The organism is Pseudemcibacter aquimaris, assembly GCF_028869115.1.
GTDB lineage: Bacteria > Pseudomonadota > Alphaproteobacteria > Sphingomonadales > Emcibacteraceae > Pseudemcibacter > Pseudemcibacter aquimaris.
Window position 1 is genome coordinate 1,996,532 of record NZ_CP079800.1, and the last position, 20,934, is coordinate 2,017,465.

Annotated in this window: 19 protein-coding genes and 1 tRNA gene; 6 read left to right on the plus strand and 14 right to left on the minus strand. The window is 44.7% G+C overall.

Annotated features, from left to right (window positions below; all coding sequences use genetic code 11):
- Positions 1–79: 79 nt before the first annotated feature.
- Together KW060_RS09480 and KW060_RS09485 are read left to right on the plus strand one after the other, a co-directional pair.
- A complete protein-coding gene (locus tag KW060_RS09480) occupies positions 80–1,879 on the plus strand; it encodes a putative bifunctional diguanylate cyclase/phosphodiesterase (protein ID WP_249034579.1) in 1,800 nt (599 codons plus the stop codon).
- A 69-nt stretch (positions 1,880–1,948) separates the two neighbouring features.
- Positions 1,949–2,326 carry an acyl-CoA thioesterase gene (locus KW060_RS09485; protein ID WP_249034580.1) on the plus strand — a complete coding sequence of 126 codons (378 nt, stop codon included), beginning with the start codon at positions 1,949–1,951 and terminating at the stop codon, positions 2,324–2,326.
- On the opposite strand, the gene KW060_RS09490 is transcribed toward KW060_RS09485, so the two are convergent.
- The 11 genes from KW060_RS09490 to KW060_RS09540 form a co-directional block, all read right to left on the minus strand.
- A complete protein-coding gene (locus tag KW060_RS09490) occupies positions 2,323–3,621 on the minus strand; it encodes an alkaline phosphatase (protein ID WP_249034581.1) in 1,299 nt (432 codons plus the stop codon). The genes KW060_RS09485 and KW060_RS09490 overlap by 4 nt on opposite strands.
- Before the next feature lie 8 nt (positions 3,622–3,629).
- Positions 3,630–4,937: an alkaline phosphatase gene (locus KW060_RS09495; RefSeq protein ID WP_249034582.1), complete on the minus strand. Its 1,308-nt coding sequence runs from the start codon at positions 4,935–4,937 to the stop codon at positions 3,630–3,632.
- Between the two features lie 317 nt (positions 4,938–5,254).
- Positions 5,255–5,330, minus strand: a tRNA-Lys gene (locus KW060_RS09500).
- 80 nt (positions 5,331–5,410) lie between these two features.
- Positions 5,411–6,547, minus strand: a complete 1,137-nt coding sequence (gene tgt / locus KW060_RS09505) for a tRNA guanosine(34) transglycosylase Tgt (protein WP_249034583.1) — start codon at positions 6,545–6,547, stop codon at positions 5,411–5,413.
- Positions 6,548–7,585, minus strand: a complete 1,038-nt coding sequence (gene queA / locus KW060_RS09510; protein ID WP_249034584.1) for a tRNA preQ1(34) S-adenosylmethionine ribosyltransferase-isomerase QueA — start codon at positions 7,583–7,585, stop codon at positions 6,548–6,550.
- Between the two features lie 9 nt (positions 7,586–7,594).
- Positions 7,595–8,068 (minus strand): peptidylprolyl isomerase, encoded by a 474-nt coding sequence (locus tag KW060_RS09515; RefSeq protein ID WP_249034585.1) that lies wholly within the window; start codon positions 8,066–8,068, stop codon positions 7,595–7,597.
- A gap of 10 nt (positions 8,069–8,078) precedes the next feature.
- Positions 8,079–8,648: a peptidylprolyl isomerase gene (locus KW060_RS09520; RefSeq protein WP_249034586.1), complete on the minus strand. Its 570-nt coding sequence runs from the start codon at positions 8,646–8,648 to the stop codon at positions 8,079–8,081.
- A 19-nt stretch (positions 8,649–8,667) separates the two neighbouring features.
- Positions 8,668–9,177 carry a pantetheine-phosphate adenylyltransferase gene (gene coaD / locus KW060_RS09525; RefSeq protein WP_249034587.1) on the minus strand — a complete coding sequence of 170 codons (510 nt, stop codon included), beginning with the start codon at positions 9,175–9,177 and terminating at the stop codon, positions 8,668–8,670.
- Positions 9,178–9,180: 3 nt separating this feature from the next.
- Positions 9,181–11,949 (minus strand): DNA gyrase subunit A, encoded by a 2,769-nt coding sequence (gyrA, locus tag KW060_RS09530; protein WP_249034588.1) that lies wholly within the window; start codon positions 11,947–11,949, stop codon positions 9,181–9,183.
- Positions 11,950–12,163: 214 nt separating this feature from the next.
- On the minus strand, positions 12,164–13,099 hold the full coding sequence (locus tag KW060_RS09535; protein ID WP_249034589.1) for a permease: 936 nt from the start codon (positions 13,097–13,099) through the stop codon (positions 12,164–12,166).
- A 159-nt stretch (positions 13,100–13,258) separates the two neighbouring features.
- Positions 13,259–13,543, minus strand: coding sequence for an ArsR/SmtB family transcription factor (locus KW060_RS09540; protein WP_249034590.1), 285 nt, complete (start codon positions 13,541–13,543; stop codon positions 13,259–13,261).
- A 176-nt stretch (positions 13,544–13,719) separates the two neighbouring features.
- Here KW060_RS09540 and KW060_RS09545 point away from each other — a divergent pair, with 176 nt between their 5' ends.
- The 3 genes from KW060_RS09545 (at position 13,720) to KW060_RS09555 (ending at position 16,209) form a co-directional block, all read left to right on the plus strand.
- A complete protein-coding gene (locus KW060_RS09545) occupies positions 13,720–14,259 on the plus strand; it encodes a hypothetical protein (RefSeq protein ID WP_249034591.1) in 540 nt (179 codons plus the stop codon).
- A 37-nt stretch (positions 14,260–14,296) separates the two neighbouring features.
- Positions 14,297–15,508 carry an acetyltransferase domain-containing protein gene (locus tag KW060_RS09550; protein WP_249034592.1) on the plus strand — a complete coding sequence of 404 codons (1,212 nt, stop codon included), beginning with the start codon at positions 14,297–14,299 and terminating at the stop codon, positions 15,506–15,508.
- Between the two features lie 89 nt (positions 15,509–15,597).
- Positions 15,598–16,209 carry a DsbA family protein gene (locus KW060_RS09555; RefSeq protein WP_249034593.1) on the plus strand — a complete coding sequence of 204 codons (612 nt, stop codon included), beginning with the start codon at positions 15,598–15,600 and terminating at the stop codon, positions 16,207–16,209.
- A gap of 23 nt (positions 16,210–16,232) precedes the next feature.
- Here the strand turns inward: KW060_RS09555 and KW060_RS09560 are convergent, their stop codons facing one another.
- The 3 genes from KW060_RS09560 to KW060_RS09570 form a co-directional block, all read right to left on the minus strand.
- A complete protein-coding gene (locus KW060_RS09560; RefSeq protein ID WP_249034594.1) occupies positions 16,233–16,898 on the minus strand; it encodes a hypothetical protein in 666 nt (221 codons plus the stop codon).
- A 30-nt stretch (positions 16,899–16,928) separates the two neighbouring features.
- Positions 16,929–17,153 (minus strand): hypothetical protein, encoded by a 225-nt coding sequence (locus tag KW060_RS09565; RefSeq protein WP_249034595.1) that lies wholly within the window; start codon positions 17,151–17,153, stop codon positions 16,929–16,931.
- A 76-nt stretch (positions 17,154–17,229) separates the two neighbouring features.
- Entirely contained in the window at positions 17,230–17,730 is a 501-nt protein-coding gene (locus KW060_RS09570; protein ID WP_249034596.1) for a single-stranded DNA-binding protein, read from the minus strand.
- A gap of 180 nt (positions 17,731–17,910) precedes the next feature.
- Here KW060_RS09570 and uvrA point away from each other — a divergent pair, with 180 nt between their 5' ends.
- Positions 17,911–20,760 (plus strand): excinuclease ABC subunit UvrA, encoded by a 2,850-nt coding sequence (gene uvrA / locus KW060_RS09575; RefSeq protein ID WP_249034597.1) that lies wholly within the window; start codon positions 17,911–17,913, stop codon positions 20,758–20,760.
- The last annotated feature ends 174 nt before the right edge of the window (positions 20,761–20,934 follow it).

Genomic DNA, 20,934 nt, shown 5'->3' on the forward strand with positions numbered 1-20,934 from the left:
ATCTAAGTGATTCTTGAATGCGCTTATGCACCATCATCGCGTATTCTTTTGAAAGGTTTTAAAGGGTTAGGTATCGTATATGTCAGGTCAAACAGGCACCAGTGCTTTTCTTTTCAGAAATGAAAAACCGGCCCTTTCTTCTCGTAAAAATTCATTTGATATAACCAGCCCCATTAATGACGGCATCGCCATTGTCGGGGTAAAAGATAACGGCATTTTTCATTTAAATTCAGCCAACGAAGAATTTCTTAAGCTTGTGAATAATGAAACAGCAAGACCGGTTGGTGACCTGATTTCCAACATTTTTTGGGGTGACGATATCAATGATGATGAATTATTTCGAAATATTCAGAATGTTTATGTTGAGAGTTCGCCGAATGCTTTCATTTGGAAACTGAAACTCGGTGGTCGTGACACGACGCTTATTTGCAAAATCATTCCGCTGCTGTGTAAGGATGGTGACGTCTGTCAAATGAGCATCATCACAAGCCATTACGACGAAGAAGAACAGCTTGATATCGAAATTGAACAATATAACCATTATGACCCCCTAACCCGTTTACCAAACAAACAAAAATTTTATGAAAATCTGGAAAATGCATTTGATGACATTGCCGCCGAACACCCGGAATATAGCAAAACATCCGGCGCGGACGCCGCCGTATTATTCATCAATGTAAAACGTCTGCAACGGGTCAATGAAAGTTACGGATATGAGTTTGGTGACAAGGTATTAAAGGCGTTATCGGCAGAATTAAAAAGCCTGGTTCATGAAAATGCGGAACTGGCACGTTTTAGTAACGATAAATTTGTCATCTTTCTTTCTGAAGTTCATTTTGAAAATGTAAAACGCGAAGCTGGCAACCTCGCTAATTCAATACATCATCACATCAATAATAAACGCCTTGTGTCGGGCAATGATATTCATATTTCCGTGGCCATTGGCATTGCAACGGGTGCTGCATCATCATCCACCATCGAACGATTGATGCAAAATGCGCATTTGGCGATGAAGAAAAACAACGGCAGCACTTCTTCAACCCAAACCATTATATTCAATCAGGAAATTCAGGCACAAGCCGCGCGAAAAATCAAATTGGAAACCGAATTCCGTGAAGCGCTTGATAGAAATGAACTGGAACTTCATTATCAGCCGATAGTGAATATGCAAAATGGACTGATCATGGGGTTTGAGGGGCTATCACGATGGTTAAATTCATCACGTGGTTACATTTCCCCACTCGAATTTATCACCATTGCCGAAGAAACCGGCCTTATCATCAAGCTTGGTGAATGGGTAACGGCCACGGCATGCCGTGACCTTAAGGGTTGGATTGACGCCAATCCGCTCGCGTCATCATTACAAAAGGCAGTGAATGTTTCTAGCAGCCATATTATTTCAGAAAGCGTCACACCGCTTGTGCGTGATAACTTGGCACAATGGGATTTAAGCGGGCAAAATTTAAAATTGGAACTCACGGAATCCACCATCATGGAAAATTCCGATGTGGCGAAAAACATCCTGCTTGATTTAAAAACCCTGGGTATAACGCTAGCCGTTGATGATTTCGGCACCGGATATTCATCGCTTTCTTATTTAAGCCAAATTCCCGCCGACAGCATTAAAATCGACCGCGCATTCATTTCCAAAATGGATAAGGGCGACGAAGGCATCAATATGGTCAAGGTTATCATTAACCTTGCCAAATCGCTTGGTATGACCGTGGTCGCAGAAGGCATCGAAACAGAGGCCCAATGCCAGAAATTAAAAGAACTTGGATGCCATTACGGGCAAGGGTTCCTGTTTTCCAAGGCTGTACCCGCGGATGAAGCATCCGATATCATTTTAAATCAACCCTTTACGAAGTACTTTTCATAATTCGCTTCGTATTTTCACGGTGTTATTGCATAATTATTCATATGGATAATCATGACTTAAGGGTACACAATGGAAAAAATATATAAACGCCAACCGACCATTCGCACGCTTCCTAAACATAGCAACATTAATTCAAACGGCCATATTTTTGGCGGTTGGATTTTATCACAAATGGATAGCGCCGCCGGGATCGAAGCCATCCGCCGGGTGGGCGGCCCTGTGGCCACCGTCGCCATTGAGGCCATGAAATTCCACGCACCCGTCAATGTCGGCGACTGGATGAGCGTTTATACCGACATCACAAAAGTGGGCACAACATCACTAACCATCCATATTGAAGTAACCGTGGTCAGCCGTGATACAGAAGACGAAACACTAGTCACCGAGGGCGACTTTATCTTCGTCGCCCTAGATGAAAATCATCGCCCGAAAAAAATTGATGATTAATCAAACAGGAATTTCGCCATCACACCCTTGATGTCCGTTTGACGAATAGTTCCTTTAAAGGTCATGTCTTGCGGCAAACCATATGAATAAACCGGAACATTAATACCGGTATGGGCCTGATCATCGGCGTTATCCGTACCGTAATAAATGACCATTTCATTGCCGCCTTTTGAAAGCAACATTTCATATAATCCCGGCAGATTTTCAGCGGTGCGTATATAATTTTCATAGTATGGATGATGGATATTTTGCGTTGAGCCACCATGATCCGCCGTGATTATCACCACCGTATCCGGATGATTTTTCGCATAATCAACCGCCAGTTTCGCCGTGCGGTCAAATTCAAGCATTGAACCCATTGACCCACAAATATCCGCGTCATGGGCCGCTTTATCAATTGATGCGCCCTCAACCATCAGGAAGAAACCCTTATCATTATTACTGGATAATGATGATAAGGCCTTTTCGGTCATTTGTTCCAGTGACGGTGCGACCGTATGATCCGGATTTACAATACATCTTTCTGCGTCTGGAAAAATCACATTACCGTCTGCACCAACCGATACTTTTTCAGCAGGCTTGCCGTCAACAGATTTCCATGTACGTGGCAAATGATAATCGGAAAAGACACCCCATACTTTATCTGCTGTCACACCATCAAGGTCATCCGCCGATTTAACAATGGTGTATCCTTTTGATTTTGCGTCATTTTCAACCGTTGTTCCGTCCTTTTGGGCCGGAAGCAACCTATATCCACCGCCCATCATCACATCAACACCCAGATCAAGATATTGATTAATGATCGGTGCTTCGCCGTCCGTACATGCCTCTTGTCCGGCGTACATGCAATATCTGTTATTCACATGTGATCCAAATGCTGCGGGGGTCGCGTCGGTGATCACCGCCGTTGTCACAAGGCCGACTTTAAATCCATTTTCTTTCGCCTCTTCCGCGATGGTTTTCATCGGCTTACCATGCTGCGCTGTGGTTGAAATTCGGCGTACGCTCGTAAGCATTCCTGTCGCAAGCGCTGTGCCGCCACTGGCGCTGTCACCAACAAACGCGATATTATCCGCATTATCATTGCGTTTGGAAATCACGATCGCTGACGCGGTATTTTCCATTGTATCAAGGAAAAGCCCCGCACCGCTGTCGAATTCATAATTGCGGGTCGCGGAAATTTCCGCCTCACCCATGCCATCACCGATTAAAAGGATCACATTTTTCGGTGCGGCCTCAGCAGCCATCATTGGCATAATCAATGCCGCGGCGGTTGAAAGAAACGTTTTTTTCATCATGTCCCCTAATCAAAAAGGAATTTTTTCATGGCCGGATAAATTTCCGTTTGTTGAATAACACCCATCAAGTCTTCTGCGTTATCCATGCCAAATGTATAAACCGGAACATTAACACCTGTGTGTGATTGGTCATTGATATTGTTTGTACCGTAATAGGCACCAATTTCATTACCGCCTTTTGAAAGCAGTAATTGATAAAGGCCCGGGATATGATCACGGCGAAACGGTGAACCATCATATGATTCCGGGCGGTAAATCACTTGTGTGGCTTGCCCGTGGTCGGCGGTCACGATAACGGCTGTATCACCATTTTCTTTCGCGAACTCAACCGCCATTTCAACGGTTCTATCGAATGCAAGCATTTCACCAATGGTACCGCAAGGTTTTGCCACGTGCGCCTGTTTATCAATCGATGCGCCCTCAATCATCAGGAAGAAACCCTTATCATCATTTTTAAGGCTTTCCATGGCGTATTTTGACATTTCTTCTAATCTTGGCATACCCGCATGGGCCGGATTAATTTCACATGCCGCTGGCTCTGGGAAAATCACAACTCTGTCTTCGTCAACCTCAACAAAATCGGCACCCTTACCACCTGGGCCAACCCATTCAACTGGCATATGTCCGTTTGAAAATACACCAAATGTCTTTGTTCCCGTTTCAAGGTTCATTAATTCATCACGCTTGGTAATCACCGTGTATCCGTGTGATTTTGCCTTTTCTTCGACAGTGCCGCCACTTGCCTCGGATGCTGGTAAAAGGTTTGTACCACCACCGAGCATCACATCAACATTGGTATCAAGCATTTGTTCAACGATCGGTGTATCACCGAATTCGTTACAGGCGCTTGAGCCAACCATGAAACAATAACGGTTTTGCGCGTGGGCAGCGAATGATGCCGGTGTCGCGTCCGTAATGATTGAAGTGGTGACAAGACCCGTTTTAAAGCCTTTTGCCTTTGCTTGCTCTAGGATGGTTTCATAAGGGGCGCCGTCCTCTGCGCGTACGGCAACGCGTCCCGAACTCGTGCGGTTTCCGGTTGAAATGGTCGTACCGCCACTGGCGCTTTCGCCCGCAAATTCTATCTTGCTTGGGTCATGAACCATTTTTTGCTTAACGATCACAGAACCGCGGTTTTTCATGGTGTCCACAAAAAGCCCCGCTTCACCATCAAATTCATAGGCACGTGTCAGTGCGATTTCTGCCTCGCCCATACCATCACCGATTAAAAGAATGATGTTTTTCGGTGCCGCAATTGATGTTGAAAAAGAAGCAGTTAGTATCCCCGCCGCCATTAAAAGTGATCGTTTCATTATCTTTATTCCTGAATTAAATATTATTAATGAAGCAAAGCATTTTTTTGATCACATTTCAATGCGGAAAAGAAATTTTAAATACAACAAATAATCAGCATAACTGTATGATTTATGACAAAAACTCATTCAAGCTATTCTAAAAACAAAAAACCCGCCAGAAGGCGGGTTTTGAAAAATGGTGAGCCCGACAGGGTTGTCGTCAGTCGCTTTGCTCCTTCCGTCTCCTGCGCTACGCTTCGGAACCGAACAAGGATCAAACCTGATGCGACACATCAAAAACAAAAAAACCCGCACGAAGCGGGTTTTTGAGTTTTTGGTGAGCCCGACAGGGTTCGAACCTGTGACCTACTGATTAAAAGTCAGTTGCTCTACCAGCTGAGCTACGGGCCCTCATGAAGAGGTGAGCGGAACATAAGGCCAGTTCCTTTAATCGTCAATAGAAATTTGACTTATTTTTGTAAAAAATTTTATCACACTGCGTCAATATCGCCAAGGGCGCGGTTTTCGTGGAATTTTTCAACAAATTCACTAAGCTTTTTTTGTGAAATTGCTTCACGCATCCCGGCCATAAGGTCCTGATAATAGGTTAAATTGTGTTCGGTCAGTAACATTGGACCGAGAATCTCTCCGCTACGGATCAAATGCGAAATATATGCACGACTGTAATTGCGACACGCCGAACATTTACATTCAGCATCAATCGGGCGCGGATCATCAGTATGACGGGCATTTTTCATGTTCACCGTACCGCGTCTTGTGAATGCTTGTCCGGTTCTGCCTGATCTGGACGGCATTACGCAATCAAACATATCAATACCGCGTTCCACCGCCCCAACAAGATCATCGGGCTTACCCACCCCCATCAAATAACGTGGTTTATTTTTCGGCATCACAGGCATGGTGAAATCAAGTACTTCGAACATCACGTCCTGTCCCTCACCCACAGCAAGACCACCAATGGCAAGGCCATGAAAATCAATTTCCTTAAGCGCGGCAACCGATTGATGACGCAGGTGCTCAAACACGCCGCCCTGTACAATACCGAATAGCGCGTTTTGTTCCGCATGTTCAGAACCATTATGAAACGCATCATAGGAACGCTGCGCCCAGCGCATGGAAAGCAGCATGCTTTCTTCCGTTTCCTTTTCCGTTGCCGGATAAGGCGTACATTCATCAAAAGCCATCACAATATTGGACCCAAGCAAGCGTTGAATTTCCATGCTGCGTTCCGGGCTTAACATATGTTTGCTGCCGTCAATGTGGGATTGGAAAGCTACCCCCTCTTCCGTAATTTTTCGAAGTTTCGCGAGTGACATTACTTGGAAACCGCCACTGTCCGTCAAAATCGGGCGGTCCCAATTCATAAATTTATGAAGGCCACCAAGGTTATGAATACGTTCCGCTGTTGGACGTAACATCAAATGGTAAGTATTGCCAAGCAGGATATCCGCACCCGTTTCACGCACGGTTTCCGGTTTCATTGCCTTAACGGTGGCGGCGGTGCCGACCGGCATAAATGCAGGAGTTCTAATCTCACCGCGAACCGTGTTAATCACGCCTGTGCGGGCATTACCATCGGTTTCATGGATTTCCATATTGAATGTCATTTATCTGTCCTCGCGGAATAAAATGCTGCTGTCGCCATATGAATAAAAACGATATTCATTTTGAATGGCATGTGCGTATGCCGCTTTCATATTTTCAAATCCGGCAAAGGCACTTACTAACATAAATAATGTCGATTTCGGAAGATGGAAATTGGTCATCAACATATCGACGCATCTAAATTTATAACCCGGCGTGATGAATATGTCGGTTGCTTCGGCGAATTCACGGGTAACGCCATCTTCATCCGTCGCACTTTCAAGAAGCCGTAATGACGTTGTACCAACCGCAATCACCTTGTTACCACGCGCATGCGTTTCATTAATCAGATCGGCGACGTCTTTGGATAATTCGCCGTATTCTTCGTGCATCTTATGATCTTCGGTATCATCGACCTTAACGGGCAAAAACGTTCCCGCGCCCACATGCAACGTGACATAAGCCGAATTAACACCTTTTTCCTTTAAAGCATTCTGAAGATTTTCAGTAAAGTGAAGCCCTGCAGTCGGTGCCGCGACCGCACCATCATTTTTGCTATAGATGGTTTGGTAATCTTCTTCATCACGTGCATCAACCGGGCGCTGCGACGCGATATAGGGCGGTAGTGGCATCACACCCGCCGTTTTTAACGCATCACTTAATTCATCATCGGATTTATTAAATTTGATTGTGACCTCACCGGCGTCGCCCTTATGGGTACATAACGCATCAAGACCACCATCAAAATTAATAACATCGGCCACTTTTAATTTCTTTGCGGGTTTGGCGAATGCTTTCCATACACCGCCTGTCATATTCATATGCAGCGTCAGTTCCATTTTCGCGATGCCACGCTTGCCCTTAAGGCGTGCTGGTATCACACGGGTGTCATTGAAAATCATCAAATCACCGGGATTAATATTATCCGGCAATTCAGTAACCTTGCTGTCACTTATTGATTTTCCATTCACCACAAGCAACCGCGCCCCGTCACGGGACGGGGCGGGTCTTATTGCGATGAGCTCTTTTGGAAGCTCGAAATCGAACTGATCAACTTTCATGGAAAGCCTTTACGCGTCTGCAGCAACCTGCATTTTCACGATCTTGTCAGGATTTCCATTCATGCAGAAATCCATACCTTCGCCACGCTTAAGGCCATCAACATGTTCCATGCCGTCTGTTACCTGACCCCATACGGAATATTGACCGTCAAGATAGGATGCATCACCGAAACAGATGAAAAACTGGCTGTCGCCACTATTAGGGTCCATAGAACGGGCCATTGAACACGCACCACGGTGGTGTGGTTTATCAGAAAATTCTGCGTCAATTTTTTGACCAGAACCACCCATACCAGTGCCATCAGGGTCACCGCCCTGTGCCATAAAGCCGTCGATTACACGGTGAAATGTAAGACCGTCATAAAAACCGTTACGGGCAAGTTCCTTAATGCGGGCCACATGTTTTGGTGCCACATCAGGGTAAAGTTCAATTGTTACACGACCCGCTTCAAGGTCAAGATATAAAGTATCTTCCATACTCATTGTTTATTCCTTATTCATTAACGTCTGCAGCAACCTGCATTTTAATAATTTTGTCAGGGTCGGCCAAACCTTGCGCCACCACACCGATTTTGATTTTATCAACGTAGCGCATACCCTGAACAACCTCGCCCCAAACGGTATATTGACCGTCAAGATGCGGTGAAAAACCACGCACGATGAAAAATTGGCTATCCGCACTATTTTCATCATTGCCACGTGCCATTGAAACCATTCCTTTATAATGAGAAAGATCGGAAAATTCCGCGTCAATATTTTGACCGGAACCACCACGACCGGATAAATCCGGATCAAGACCATCAGGATCACCGGTTTGCGCCATAAAGCCATCAATCACACGGTGAAACACAAGCCCGTCATAAAACCCTTCGCGTGTTAATTCCTTGATACGGGCCACATGATTTGGCGCCACTTCAGGGTACATCTTAATCACAACGCGACCATATTCCAGATCAAGATAAATTGTATTTTCAGGATCAAGATCCGCATTTTGCGCATTTACAGCAAATGGCATAACACACATCATAATCAGGGCCACAAAAGCCTTAATAGATTTTTTCATCATTTCGTCCTGTTAAAAATTAAATTTTGCCAAGTTTCTTTAGCACATCAATACGAATAGAAGGTGTCACAAATTTGGCAATCTCACCGTCATATATGGCAATTTCCTTCACAAGTCGAGAGGCAATCGCCTGTAACGATGGATCAGCCATTAAAAAGACCGTTTCCACATCCGGGTTCAGTTTGTCATTCATGGCGGTCATCTGAAATTCATATTCAAAATCCGATGTCGCACGAAGCCCGCGGATAATAACGGATGCACCCACCTCTTCCGCGAAATGCATCAACAGACTGTTAAAGGGCATCACTTCGATGGTCGCAGAACTTTCTTTTGAAATGACATCCATTTCCCGGCGCGTCATTTCAATGCGTTCATCAATGGTAAAAAGTGGATTTTTGCCAGGATTATTGGAAACCCCGACAATCATATGATCAACCAGACTGGCACCACGCTTGATAATATCAATATGACCAAGCGTGATTGGGTCAAATGTTCCAGGGTATAACCCTATACGTTTCTGAGCAGCCATTGCTTACTCCTCGGATGATGTTTCCTCTGAACCGGTGTCTTCTGCAGCTGTCTCAGCGTTATCCGCACCTTCGGCACTTTCTTCGCCATCTGCCTCGTCACTATTTTCGTCACTATCATCACCTGAATCGGTAATTCGGTCAACAGAAACAATATGTTCGTCGTCACCAACCTTAAACAGCGTCACACCTTGTGTATTACGGCCTGCGACACGAACATCATGAACAGGCACACGGATCAAGCGTCCCTGATCGGTAACCATCATCAATTGATCACTTTCTTCAATCGGGAATGCGGCAATCACATCGCCGTTACGTGCTGACGTTTCAATATTGATCAGACCGCTACCGCCACGACCGGTGACACGGTATTCATATGATGATGTACGCTTACCATAACCGTTTACGGTGATGCTTAAGATAAACTCTTCACGTTCTTCAAGTGCCGCGAGGCGCTCTTCATCAATTTCCGCTGGTTTTTCCGGATTTTCACCACGGCGTTTCGCCGCAGCGTACCTTAGGTAAGCAACCTTTTGTTCCTGATCCATATTCACATGATGCAGGATCGACATGGATACAACCTCGTCCCCATCCGCAAGTTTGATACCGCGAACACCATCTGAATTACGCCCTTTAAACAAACGCACTTTCGTCGCTGGGAAACGGATACATTTACCACCCTTGGCCGCCATCAATACATCGTCATCTTCGGAACATGCAGCAACACCAACAAGTTTGTCATCTTCCGACAGGCGTATGGCGATTTTACCATTTGCACGCACGTTTGAGAAATCAGAAAGCAAATTACGGCGCACGTTACCTTTTGCAGTAACGAAAATCGCATGTAGATCTTCCCATGTATCCTCATCTTCCGGAAGAGGTAAGATCGTGGATATTGTTTCGCCCTGCTGCAGAGGAAGGATGTTAATTAACGCCTTTCCTTTGGATGTTGGGCCACCAAGCGGCAATTTCCATACTTTAAGTTTATAAACCTGCCCCAGATTACTAAAGAACAAGATCGGAACGTGTGTATTTGACACAAAGACGTTTGTTAATACATCTTCGTCTTTGGTGCTCATGCCACTGCGACCTTTACCGCCGCGACGCTGTGCGCGGTACGTATCAAGGGCCACACGTTTAATATAACCTGTGTTTGTCACGGTGACGACCATGTCTTCTACTTGGATAAGATCTTCATCTTCGAACCCGAAGGCATCAGCCGCAAATTCAGAACGGCGCGGGTTTGCAAATTCTTGTTTATAATTTACGAACTCTTCACGCATAATGCCGTATAGGCGTTCACGCGAACGCAGAATATCGATGTAATCTTCGATCTCAACAGAAAGCTCTTTAAGTTCATCACCAATATCATCACGGCCAAGTGCCGTTAAACGGTGAAGTCTTAATTCAAGGATCGCACGAACCTGTTTTTCGGAAAGTTTGTATTTTCCGTCGACGATATCACGGCCCGGTTCGTTGATCAGCTCAATATATCCGGCCACATCAACCGCATCCCAGTTTTCCGCAAGCAATGCTTCACGTGCAGCCGCGGGGTTTGGCGCTTTACGGATCATGGCAACAACCTTATCAAGGTTATTAACCGCAATCACAAGACCAACCAAAAGATGGGCACGGTCACGGGCTTTACCAAGTTTAAATTTGGTTCTGCGGGTGATCACTTCTTCACGGAAACGGATGAATTGTTCAATAATATTATGAAGGTTCAATACTTGCGGACGACCAGCACAAAGCGCCAGCATATTGGCACCAAAGCTTGTTTGTAATGGTGTATATCGGAACAACTGGTTCAGAACCACATCCGCCACTGCATCACGTTTTACTTCGACAACAACGCGCACGCCATCACGGTCACTTTCATCGCGGATATCTGAAATGCCTTCAATACGTTTCGTCTTAACGCAATCCACGAAATTTTCAATCATGCGTGATTTATTAACCTGGTATGGAACCTCGGTAATAATAATCGCTTCACGATCTTTTTTGAATTCTTCGATGTGGGTTCTGCCGCGCATAACAATAGAGCCACGCCCTGTCATTTCAGCACTTCTGGCACCCGCACCGCCCATAATAAGACCACCGGTCGGGAAATCAGGGCCAGGCACGATTTCAACTAATTCTTCAAGTGTAATTTCAGGATTATCAACATATGCACAACAGGCATCCAACACTTCACCAAGGTTATGCGGCGGAATATTCGTTGCCATACCAACCGCAATACCGCCTGCACCATTCACGAGAAGTGCAGGAAAACGTGCAGGAAGCACAGTTGGTTCATGTTCGCTTTCATCATAGTTTGGCTGAAATGTTACTGTATCTTTATCGATATCTTCGAGTAAGCCACTCGCGGATTTCGCCATACGGGCTTCCGTATAACGCATCGCGGCGGGTGGATCACCGTCCATGGAACCAAAGTTACCTTGCCCGTCAATTAGCGGCAGACGTAATGAAAAATCCTGTGCCATACGGACCATAGCATCATAAATCGCGCTGTCACCATGGGGATGGTATTTACCCATCACATCACCGACCACACGGGCCGATTTACGGTAAGGTTTCGTCCAATCATAATTATTTTCATACATGGAATAAAGAATACGGCGGTGTACCGGTTTTAATCCGTCCCTCACATCCGGCAACGCACGGGATACAATCACGCTCATGGCGTAATCTAGGTAACTATTCTTCATTTCCTCTTCAATAGTGATATTGGAGATACTCAAATCAGACGATTCAGCAGCATTATTATCGGTCAAAATATGGCCCTTTTGCTTAATGTGTTTTTACTTTTCCCATCAGGTAACTTCCCTATAAAAACACCTGATAAAATTCATCCAAAATTTATACAAAATTTATCCCCCCATAGCAAGCAATTGGACCATATTTTTACGGTTTTTTGACAATTATTTTTTATACAATTTTATCTTGCAAATACTCCTTTATTTTCAATAACTTAAAATATCAAAAATATTATACGCTCAGGAATAAATTAAACGCATATCCACCGATAATCGCCATCACAAAAATCACCATCAAAAAAGCAATCAAAAGTGGTGCTTTAAAGAGCTTTTTCAAGAGGATTAATTCAGGCAAACTTGCCCCGCCGCTACCGATCACCAACGCAATGATTGCACCGATGCTGACACCCTTTGCGACAAAGGACCCGATTAACGGAAGTAACGCTGTTACACGGATGTATAATGGAATACCAATTACAGCGGCTGTTGGTACGGCAAGCGGGTTATCCGGACCAGCCACATCACCAAAGAATTCAGCTGGCACAAAACCGTGCACAACAGAACCGATAGCCATTGCGATTACCATATAAGGCATCATTTGTTTAAACAGCGACCAGCACTCATCCCATGCTTTTTGCCAGATGGTTGGTGTTTGGATTTCCGCCACCGCAGCACCACATGATTTTGGTGTGCCACAACCAGATTGCTTTTCAACAAGCATTTCTTGTTTGATATACCGATCAAAGCCCAAAGCCTGCAGAATGATGCCAGCAGCGACAGAAACACTTAAGGCAAGCACAGCATACCAAATGGTCACTTCCAAGCCCAGAACAGGGATAAATAGCGCAATAACAATAGGATTAAGCAGTGGGGACGTAAATAAAAAGGTCATAATCGGGCCAAACCCTGCCCGCGCCTTTAACAGCCCGACAAGCATCGGAATTGTCGAACAACTGCAAAATGGTGTAACGGCCCCAAGCCCCGCTGCAACGAAATACCCACGACCACCTTGCCCACCAAGTATTCTTTGTATTTTCTCAGCTGGTAATTTTTGATTAATCAACGCCACACCAAAACTGATCGCGAGAAACAATACAGTTAGCTCAACAAATAATTCAATAAACATCTTGCCACTTTCCAGTAGCATCATTTCAAATTCCGGTGTCATTATTTAAATCCTTTCTATATTTCCAAAATTATCGAAATATTAATTTTTAAAAAAGCGGATTGCTCCGCTTGTATATTTTTTCTTAACCGTCACCCTCGGGCCAAAGTTATAAAAAATCCCGTGGGTCTCGAGACACTCGGAACAAGTCCGAGTATGACATCACAAAGTACAGCACTCGGCGTCTAAAAAGTTCACCACCTCTTTCAAGGCATCAAGTTCTGCAAAACAGTAAAGCGTTCTACCGTCCCTTTCCTGACGGACAAGTCCTGCATGCATCAAACGGTGGATATGGTGCGATAGTGTTGACCCGGAAACATTAAGGTGTTCCTGAATTTCACCAACTGGAAGGCCATTATTGCCCGCCTTCACCAGCAAGCGATAAACCGACATGCGTGTGTCATGCCCAAGTTCCGCCATTCTTTTTACTGCTAATTCCTGTTTCATAAATTCATATATAACCGGATTCGAATTATATTTCAATATTTATCGAAATATAAAAATATGTCAGTTGTAAACCAATCCTCTCATTCAATCACAGTTATGTGAATTCATTTCATTTGAAACTATTGCCATGTGGCGATTATGTTCTCGCCAACACAAAATATAAATGGGAAATTATTATGAAATCTTTACTTACACTTGGTGTTTTAATCACCATACCAACCATCACACTTGCACAAGAAGTAACACCAAAACCGGACCTTTCCGATTTTTCATTCTTGGTGGGTAGCCATAAATGTCTAAGCAAAACATATCAGCGCGACGGTAGTGTTGATGAACATACCGCCCTTTGGGATGGTCAGTATATTCTGGACGGGTTTGCCATTGCCGACGCATACCGCGAAATCGATGAAAATGGCACCACAATCCGCAGAGGCAGCAATTTCAGAAGCTATGATTCTGCTGCAAACAAATGGGTTATGAGATGGTTTGACCCCGAAGCATCAAGCTGGATGGCATTGGGAATGGATGATAAAGGCGGCGTTAAAATTACAGATGATAAAATCATGTTCGAAGCCGACGTTCCGGACCTACGCTGGAAAATTGAATTTAACGATATCACCGATAAAGGTTTTATCTGGAAAGGATCAGCGTCCCTTGATGACGGTGAAAACTGGTACGATGGCGTTCAAATAATCCACTGCACACGCACAGAATAAAAAATAAAAATGACATTCAAGTCATATGGGGAACATCATGACACAATCAATCAGTTCTAACGCAACCGATCAAAGATCATATCGGTTAAGCAACATCGACATGGTCAGGGGATTAGTTCTTTTGATCATGGCAATTGACCACACCAGGGATTTTTTCATGGTTGGTGGCTTTGCCTTACCATTATCACAGCCGGATATCGGCCCTGCCCTTTATTTCACGCGTTGGATCACGCATTTCTGTGCCCCTGCGTTTGTGTTTCTGGCGGGTACATCCATTGGATTAATGGAAGGGCGCAAAACAAAGACGGAAATCCGTAACTTCCTGATTAAACGGGGGTTATGGTTATTATTCGTGGAAATCGCGATTATATCAACGGCCCTTTCCTTTCGCCCACTTGGTGAAGCGGCCATGGGCGGCTTAACCATTGCCTTTATTCAAGTGATCTGGGTAATGGGGATTGCGATGTTAATCCTTGCCTTTTTCCAATATCTGGGGGCACGGGTATGTTTATTCACTGGTATCGCCATCATCATATTCCAACATTTGCTTGATCCCATTTGGCCGCTTGGTTCCATGGGCAGCGGCAATGACCCGTTTTGGTTATTCCTGCATGGGCGTGGCTCGCACGCACTTGGGCCTTTTTACGTGATGAATATGTATCCGCTACTTGCGTGGGTCGGTGTTATGTTGTTGGGCTATGGTGCGGCATACATATTTAAAAAAGAACCATCATCACGCGATAAATATTTGATGAAAGTGGGCATCATTTCCATTGCGTTATTCATCATTTTACGCGCGCTTGATATATACGGCGAACCAAACCCATGGCAGATACAGGAACAGGGATTACTGGCGACATTTTTTGATTTTATGCATGTCAGCAAATATCCGCCAAGCTTTCTGTTTCTTCTAATCACGCTTGGGCCGGTGGCAATTATTTGTGCGCTTGCGGATAAATGGACAGGATGGATTAAAGACACACTTGTTATGTTTGGCCGGGTTCCGTTCGCTTTTTATGTGGCGCATTTTTACCTGATTCACACATTAAGCATCCTATTCGGTCTTTATCAGGGATTTGAAATCGGACAAATGACCCGTTTCTTCTTCCTCTATCCGCCCACATATGGCACCGATCTTGTTGGTGTTTATGCGGTTTGGATACTCGTGATCGCCACGCTTTACCCGTTCTGTAAGTGGGTTGCACACGTTAAGGCACGGCGCAAGGACTGGTGGCTTAGCTATCTATAAGAATAACAAACGATAAAGGCAGCCTTCACAGGTTGCCTTTATTCCTTAAAGCGAATAGTTTCTGATAAGTTCACAGGAGAAACCATTCAATGACATCAACCCTATATTATATTCATGATCCAATGTGCAGCTGGTGTTATGGCTTTGCGCCCACATGGCAAAAAATCATGGATCAATTACCGGATGACATTGCCGTTGAATATGTTGTCGGTGGCCTCGCCCCCGATAGCGATGAACCAATGCCTGAAGCAACCACTCGGATGGTTAAGGGCGCATGGCATAAAATCAATGAAATGCTTGGCACAGAATTTAATTTTGATTTTTGGGAAAATAACACCCCCAGACGGTCAACATACCCCGCCTGCCGCGCCGTCCTCGCCGCCCGTGCGCAAGGTTACGAAAAAGAAATGATCGCCGCCATTCAAACGGCCTATTACAGACACGCATTAAACCCGTCCGATGATCATGTCTTAATCGGACTGGCTGATGAATTATCAATGGGCATAGAAAAATTTAAATCAGACCTAAATTCTGATGAGATCAATCAAGAACTCATGGGGCAAATCATGCTATCCCGAAAATTAACCCACCGCGGCTTTCCATCACTGGTCCTCGCCCATAACGGAAACCATCATTTCATTGAACATGATTATTTGGATGCGGATGTGACGCTTTCGAAGGTTGATAAAATTATATCCTAACATGTGTAATAAGTTAGAGTTATTCACCAATATATTTTAGCAAAAACATACAACGCCATCATCAAAATTATTACAGCTACAGAAGCAATCTGCATTATTATTTTTCCACGAATAATTCTCTTCTTACTCTCATTTGGAATATACAAATCATTTCTTACAGGTGAGTGATATAGTTCTCGATACCTATTAATGTGATTAACGAGTGAATTTGCCCGTTTCTCATTTTTCCCATCATCAAGATCTTTCACCAATAATTGTATATCAGCATTAAATAAGCCTGCTTTATTTAAACTGCTATGCCTTTTTAATACTTCATAATTTTCTCTTTTATAAGCGCATATATAAACAAATTTATTGAAAAATATTCTTTGTACACCAACAGAAAAAGGACCCACATCATCCCAAGGGCAAAATAACTCTCTAAAAGTAAATTTGTATACCAAACCTTTATCATTAATAATAAGTTTTGGTCTTCCCCTTAAAAAATCTATGATCTTTACTAATGCAACTAAAGTTACAATAACGTGAAAAAATAACGTTGAATATATAGCTTTTGAGGCAGCTTCGCTCCAAATCTCAAATAAAAACATAGATAGTACTATTGATAAGAATGACCAAATTATGATGCTAAAGACAGCTCTTGCATTAGACACTCCAAAGGTCATAATATTTTGCGATGACACACCCATGATATCCCCAATAAAACGTTGTATTATACTTTACTTCTTCTTCGCTTTCGCCTCTGCTTCGGCGGCAAGTCTTAAAGCTTTTAATTTGTTGGCTTTGTTGCGAGCTTCGTCGGCGCGGGCTTGTTTTTCTTTCATCAGCCTGTTTTCTTTAATCTTGGGTGGTTTTCTGTCGGTGAATTTTCCTTGGTCACCGCGCTCTAACGCGGCGATCATTTTATCGTCGGCTGTGTTTGGTCTTGTTGATCCTGATCCCATTATAAAAACCTTTCTTCAATAATATGCCCCATAATAAAAAAGCCCCGGCGTAACCGAGGCTCTTATTTATTCTATCCTAGAACGGAATGTCGTCGTCGAAATCGCTGCCGCCGCTTGCCGGGGCAGAACCGCCGCCGCCCATTCCGCCGCCAGATCCACCACCGAATCCGCCGCTGTCTTGGTTAAAGCCGCCATTGTCGCCGCCACCAAAGCCGCCGCCTTCGTTACGGCCGTCAAGCATGGTTAGCACACCGTTAAAGCGTTGCAGTACGATTTCTGTCGTGTATTTTTCAACGCCGCTTTGGTCCGTCCACTTACGGGTTTGAAGTGCGCCTTCCACGTAAACCTTTGATCCTTTACGCAGATATTGTTCCGCGATTTTACAAAGATTTTCGTTAAAAATCACCACACGGTGCCATTCTGTGCGTTCACGACGTTCGCCAGTGGCGCGGTCTTTCCAGCTATCGGATGTGGCAATGCTTAATTGCGCAATTGGTGAACCGTCATTGGTGTGCCTGATTTCAGGATCACGTCCCAAATTACCCACCAGAATTACTTTATTTACGCTCCCCGCCATGATGTGCCTTTCTTATAAATTTCGAATCTAATATGCTTCACCATAGACAGAAATGCGTCTTTGACAAAGCTCTTTTTTACGCATTTTATAACATATTTTAAAAAAGAACAAAATAAGAACTTTACATATTGAGAGAATCCCTTAAATTCGGGATTAATAGAATTAAATAGGGTCGAAAAGATGCTCACCAAAATTTCCGTGCGCGGGGCAAAAGAACATAACCTTAAATCCGTCGATGTGGACATTCCCCGTGACAAACTGGTGGTGATAACCGGTCTTTCGGGTTCGGGTAAATCGTCACTGGCGTTTGATACCATTTATGCCGAAGGGCAACGCAGATACGTGGAAAGCCTTTCTGCCTATGCGCGCCAATTCCTTGAAATGATGCAAAAGCCGGACGCCGATCATATTGAGGGACTATCGCCCGCCATTTCCATTGAACAAAAAACCACGTCCCGCAACCCGCGTTCCACCGTCGGCACGGTGACCGAAGTTTACGATTACATGCGTTTATTATATGCGCGCATTGGTGTTCCTTATTCCCCCACGACGGGTCTTCCAATCACCAGCCAGACGGTTAGTCAGATGGTAGACCGTGTAATGGAGCTGGAGGAAGGCACGCGTTTATTCCTGCTCGCGCCCATTGTACGGGGACGTAAGGGCGAATATAGAAAAGAATTCATGGAACTGTTAAAGGCAGGTTTTCAACGGGTTAAGGTCGACGGTGAATTTTACGAAATCGAAGATGTTCCCGATTTAAATAAGAAAATCAAACATGATATCGAAGTTGTGGTGGACCGCCTTGTGGTGCGTGAAGGGTTAGAAACCCGCCTCGCCGATAGTATGGAAACCGCGCTTAATTTAACAGATGGCCTCGCGGTTGTTGAAGAAGCGACAAAGGACGGCGCGGAAGGGGAACGCATTTTATTTTCCGCTAAATTCGCATGCCCCGTTTCCGGCTTTACAATTGAGGAAATCGAACCAAGGCTATTTTCTTTTAATAACCCGTTTGGCGCCTGCCCGACCTGTGACGGACTTGGTGAAAAATTATATTTTGATCCTGAACTTGTTGTGCCGGATAAGTCGCTGGCGTTAACCGAAGGGGCACTTGCGCCGTGGGGCAAATCCAATTCGCCATATTACGCGCAAACGCTTGAAAGTATTGCTAAACATTATAGATTTAAAACCAACACACCATGGAATAAGCTTTCCAAAAAGCATCAGGATGTCCTGCTGTTCGGTAGCGGTGATGAAGAAATCGAGATTTCCTATAACAGTGACAACATCAAAGATTATAAGGTCAAGAAAACCTTCGAAGGGGTGATTGGCAACATCAAACGTCGCTGGCGGGAAACCGACAGTAATATGATGCGTGAAGAGCTTGCGAAATATCAATCATCGACCACCTGTGATGCCTGTGATGGCCACCGATTAAAGCAAGAAGCCTTAGCGGTCAAAATCGACGGTAAACACATTAGCGAAATCACCGAACTTTCGGTGCGTAAATCATTGGAATGGTTCACAAATCTTTCGGACAAGCTGTCCGATAAAGATAATGAAATTGCCAGCCGTGTGCTTAAAGAAATAACAGAACGTCTTGGTTTCTTAAATAATGTCGGCCTTGAATATCTGAACCTTAGCCGCACATCAGGCACCCTTTCCGGCGGCGAAAGCCAGCGTATTCGCCTCGCTAGCCAGATCGGTTCCGGCTTAACGGGTGTTTTATACGTGCTTGATGAACCGTCAATCGGCCTTCATCAACGCGATAATGACCGGTTATTACAAACATTATCGAACCTGCGCGATATGGGTAATACAGTGCTGGTGGTGGAACATGACGAAGAAGCGATCATGACCGCCGACCATGTCATTGATATGGGCCCGGGTGCTGGCGTTCATGGCGGTGAGGTCGTCGCCCAAGGCACGCCAAAACAAATCATGAAGTCGAAAAAGAGCCTGACGGGTAAATATTTAAGCGGGGAGCTATCGATCGCCGTTCCGTCCGAACGCCGTAAAGGCCATATGGCTGGCAAAAAACGAAAAGAAATCGTGGTTAAGGGCGCAACGGGTAATAACCTTAAAAATGTTACCGCGAAATTCCCGCTTGGCGTCATGACTTGTATCACGGGGGTTTCCGGTTCCGGTAAATCGACGCTTACCATTGATACATTATATAAGGCGGTCGCGCGGAAAATTAACCGCAGCCGCGTTGTCCCTGGAAAACATGAGGACATCACTGGGTTAGAGTTTATCGATAAAATCGTTGAAATCGATCAATCCCCCATTGGCCGCACACCGCGTTCAAACCCGGCCACATACACGGGCGCCTTTACCCCGATCCGTGACTGGTTCGCCGGACTGCCAGAGGCAAAGTCACGCGGTTATAAACCGGGCCGTTTTTCCTTTAACGTTAAAGGCGGCCGCTGTGAGGCATGCCAAGGCGACGGCGTCATCAAGATCGAAATGCATTTCTTACCTGATGTGTATGTGAAATGCGATGTTTGCGAAGGCAAACGATATAACCGTGAAACGCTTGAGATAAAATTTAAAGGGAAATCGATTTCCGATGTCCTTGATATGACCGTGGAAGATGGTCTTGAATTTTTCTCCGCGATCCCGAGCGTGCGTGACAAGATTAAAATGATGCAGAAAGTGGGCCTTGATTATATCAAAATCGGCCAAGCGGCCACCACCCTATCGGGCGGTGAAGCGCAGCGCGTTAAGCTTTCCAAGGAACTATCGAAACGGTCCACGGGACGCACGCTTTATATCCTTGATGAACCGACAACCGGCCTTCATTTTGAAGACATCAAAAAATTGCTAGAGGTCATACAAGCGCTTGTCGACAAGGGCAATACGGTGATCATTATTGAACATAATCTGGATGTGATTAAAACCGCTGATTGGATTCTCGATATCGGCCCAGAAGGGGGCAGTGGTGGCGGCCAAATCATCGCCGAAGGCACGCCAGAAGACGTCGCAAAGGTCAAAAACAGCTATACAGGTCAATATTTGGCAAATATTTTATAAAATTATCACATTCGTTAACCTTTTGTTAACCTTCTTGGTTGATAGTTACAATATTACAGATGCCCAAAACTGTAATACCATAATACTCAACTTACTCCATTTTGATACGCCTGCATTTGCCCAAGTGCAGGTGTTTCATTTTGTGGGACATTTTTCTATTCCTCCCTCATAAAA

Excerpts from the sequence above, each read along its gene's own strand:
- coaD (WP_249034587.1), bottom strand. The coding sequence starts at position 9,177 with ATGGCTGCTCAGAAACGTATAGGGTTATACCCTGGAACATTTGACCCA.
- KW060_RS09485 (WP_249034580.1), top strand. The coding sequence starts at position 1,949 with ATGGAAAAAATATATAAACGCCAACCGACCATTCGCACGCTTCCTAAA.
- tgt (WP_249034583.1), bottom strand. The coding sequence starts at position 6,547 with ATGACATTCAATATGGAAATCCATGAAACCGATGGTAATGCCCGCACA.
- queA (WP_249034584.1), bottom strand. The coding sequence starts at position 7,585 with ATGAAAGTTGATCAGTTCGATTTCGAGCTTCCAAAAGAGCTCATCGCA.
- uvrA (WP_249034597.1), top strand. The coding sequence starts at position 17,911 with ATGCTCACCAAAATTTCCGTGCGCGGGGCAAAAGAACATAACCTTAAA.
- KW060_RS09560 (WP_249034594.1), bottom strand. The coding sequence starts at position 16,898 with ATGGGTGTGTCATCGCAAAATATTATGACCTTTGGAGTGTCTAATGCA.
- KW060_RS09550 (WP_249034592.1), top strand. The coding sequence starts at position 14,297 with ATGACACAATCAATCAGTTCTAACGCAACCGATCAAAGATCATATCGG.
- KW060_RS09490 (WP_249034581.1), bottom strand. The coding sequence starts at position 3,621 with ATGAAAAAAACGTTTCTTTCAACCGCCGCGGCATTGATTATGCCAATG.
- KW060_RS09565 (WP_249034595.1), bottom strand. The coding sequence starts at position 17,153 with ATGGGATCAGGATCAACAAGACCAAACACAGCCGACGATAAAATGATC.
- KW060_RS09495 (WP_249034582.1), bottom strand. The coding sequence starts at position 4,937 with ATGAAACGATCACTTTTAATGGCGGCGGGGATACTAACTGCTTCTTTT.
- KW060_RS09555 (WP_249034593.1), top strand. The coding sequence starts at position 15,598 with ATGACATCAACCCTATATTATATTCATGATCCAATGTGCAGCTGGTGT.
- KW060_RS09570 (WP_249034596.1), bottom strand. The coding sequence starts at position 17,730 with ATGGCGGGGAGCGTAAATAAAGTAATTCTGGTGGGTAATTTGGGACGT.
- KW060_RS09520 (WP_249034586.1), bottom strand. The coding sequence starts at position 8,648 with ATGAAAAAATCTATTAAGGCTTTTGTGGCCCTGATTATGATGTGTGTT.
- KW060_RS09545 (WP_249034591.1), top strand. The coding sequence starts at position 13,720 with ATGAAATCTTTACTTACACTTGGTGTTTTAATCACCATACCAACCATC.
- KW060_RS09540 (WP_249034590.1), bottom strand. The coding sequence starts at position 13,543 with ATGAAACAGGAATTAGCAGTAAAAAGAATGGCGGAACTTGGGCATGAC.
- KW060_RS09480 (WP_249034579.1), top strand. The coding sequence starts at position 80 with ATGTCAGGTCAAACAGGCACCAGTGCTTTTCTTTTCAGAAATGAAAAA.
- KW060_RS09535 (WP_249034589.1), bottom strand. The coding sequence starts at position 13,099 with ATGACACCGGAATTTGAAATGATGCTACTGGAAAGTGGCAAGATGTTT.
- KW060_RS09515 (WP_249034585.1), bottom strand. The coding sequence starts at position 8,068 with ATGAGTATGGAAGATACTTTATATCTTGACCTTGAAGCGGGTCGTGTA.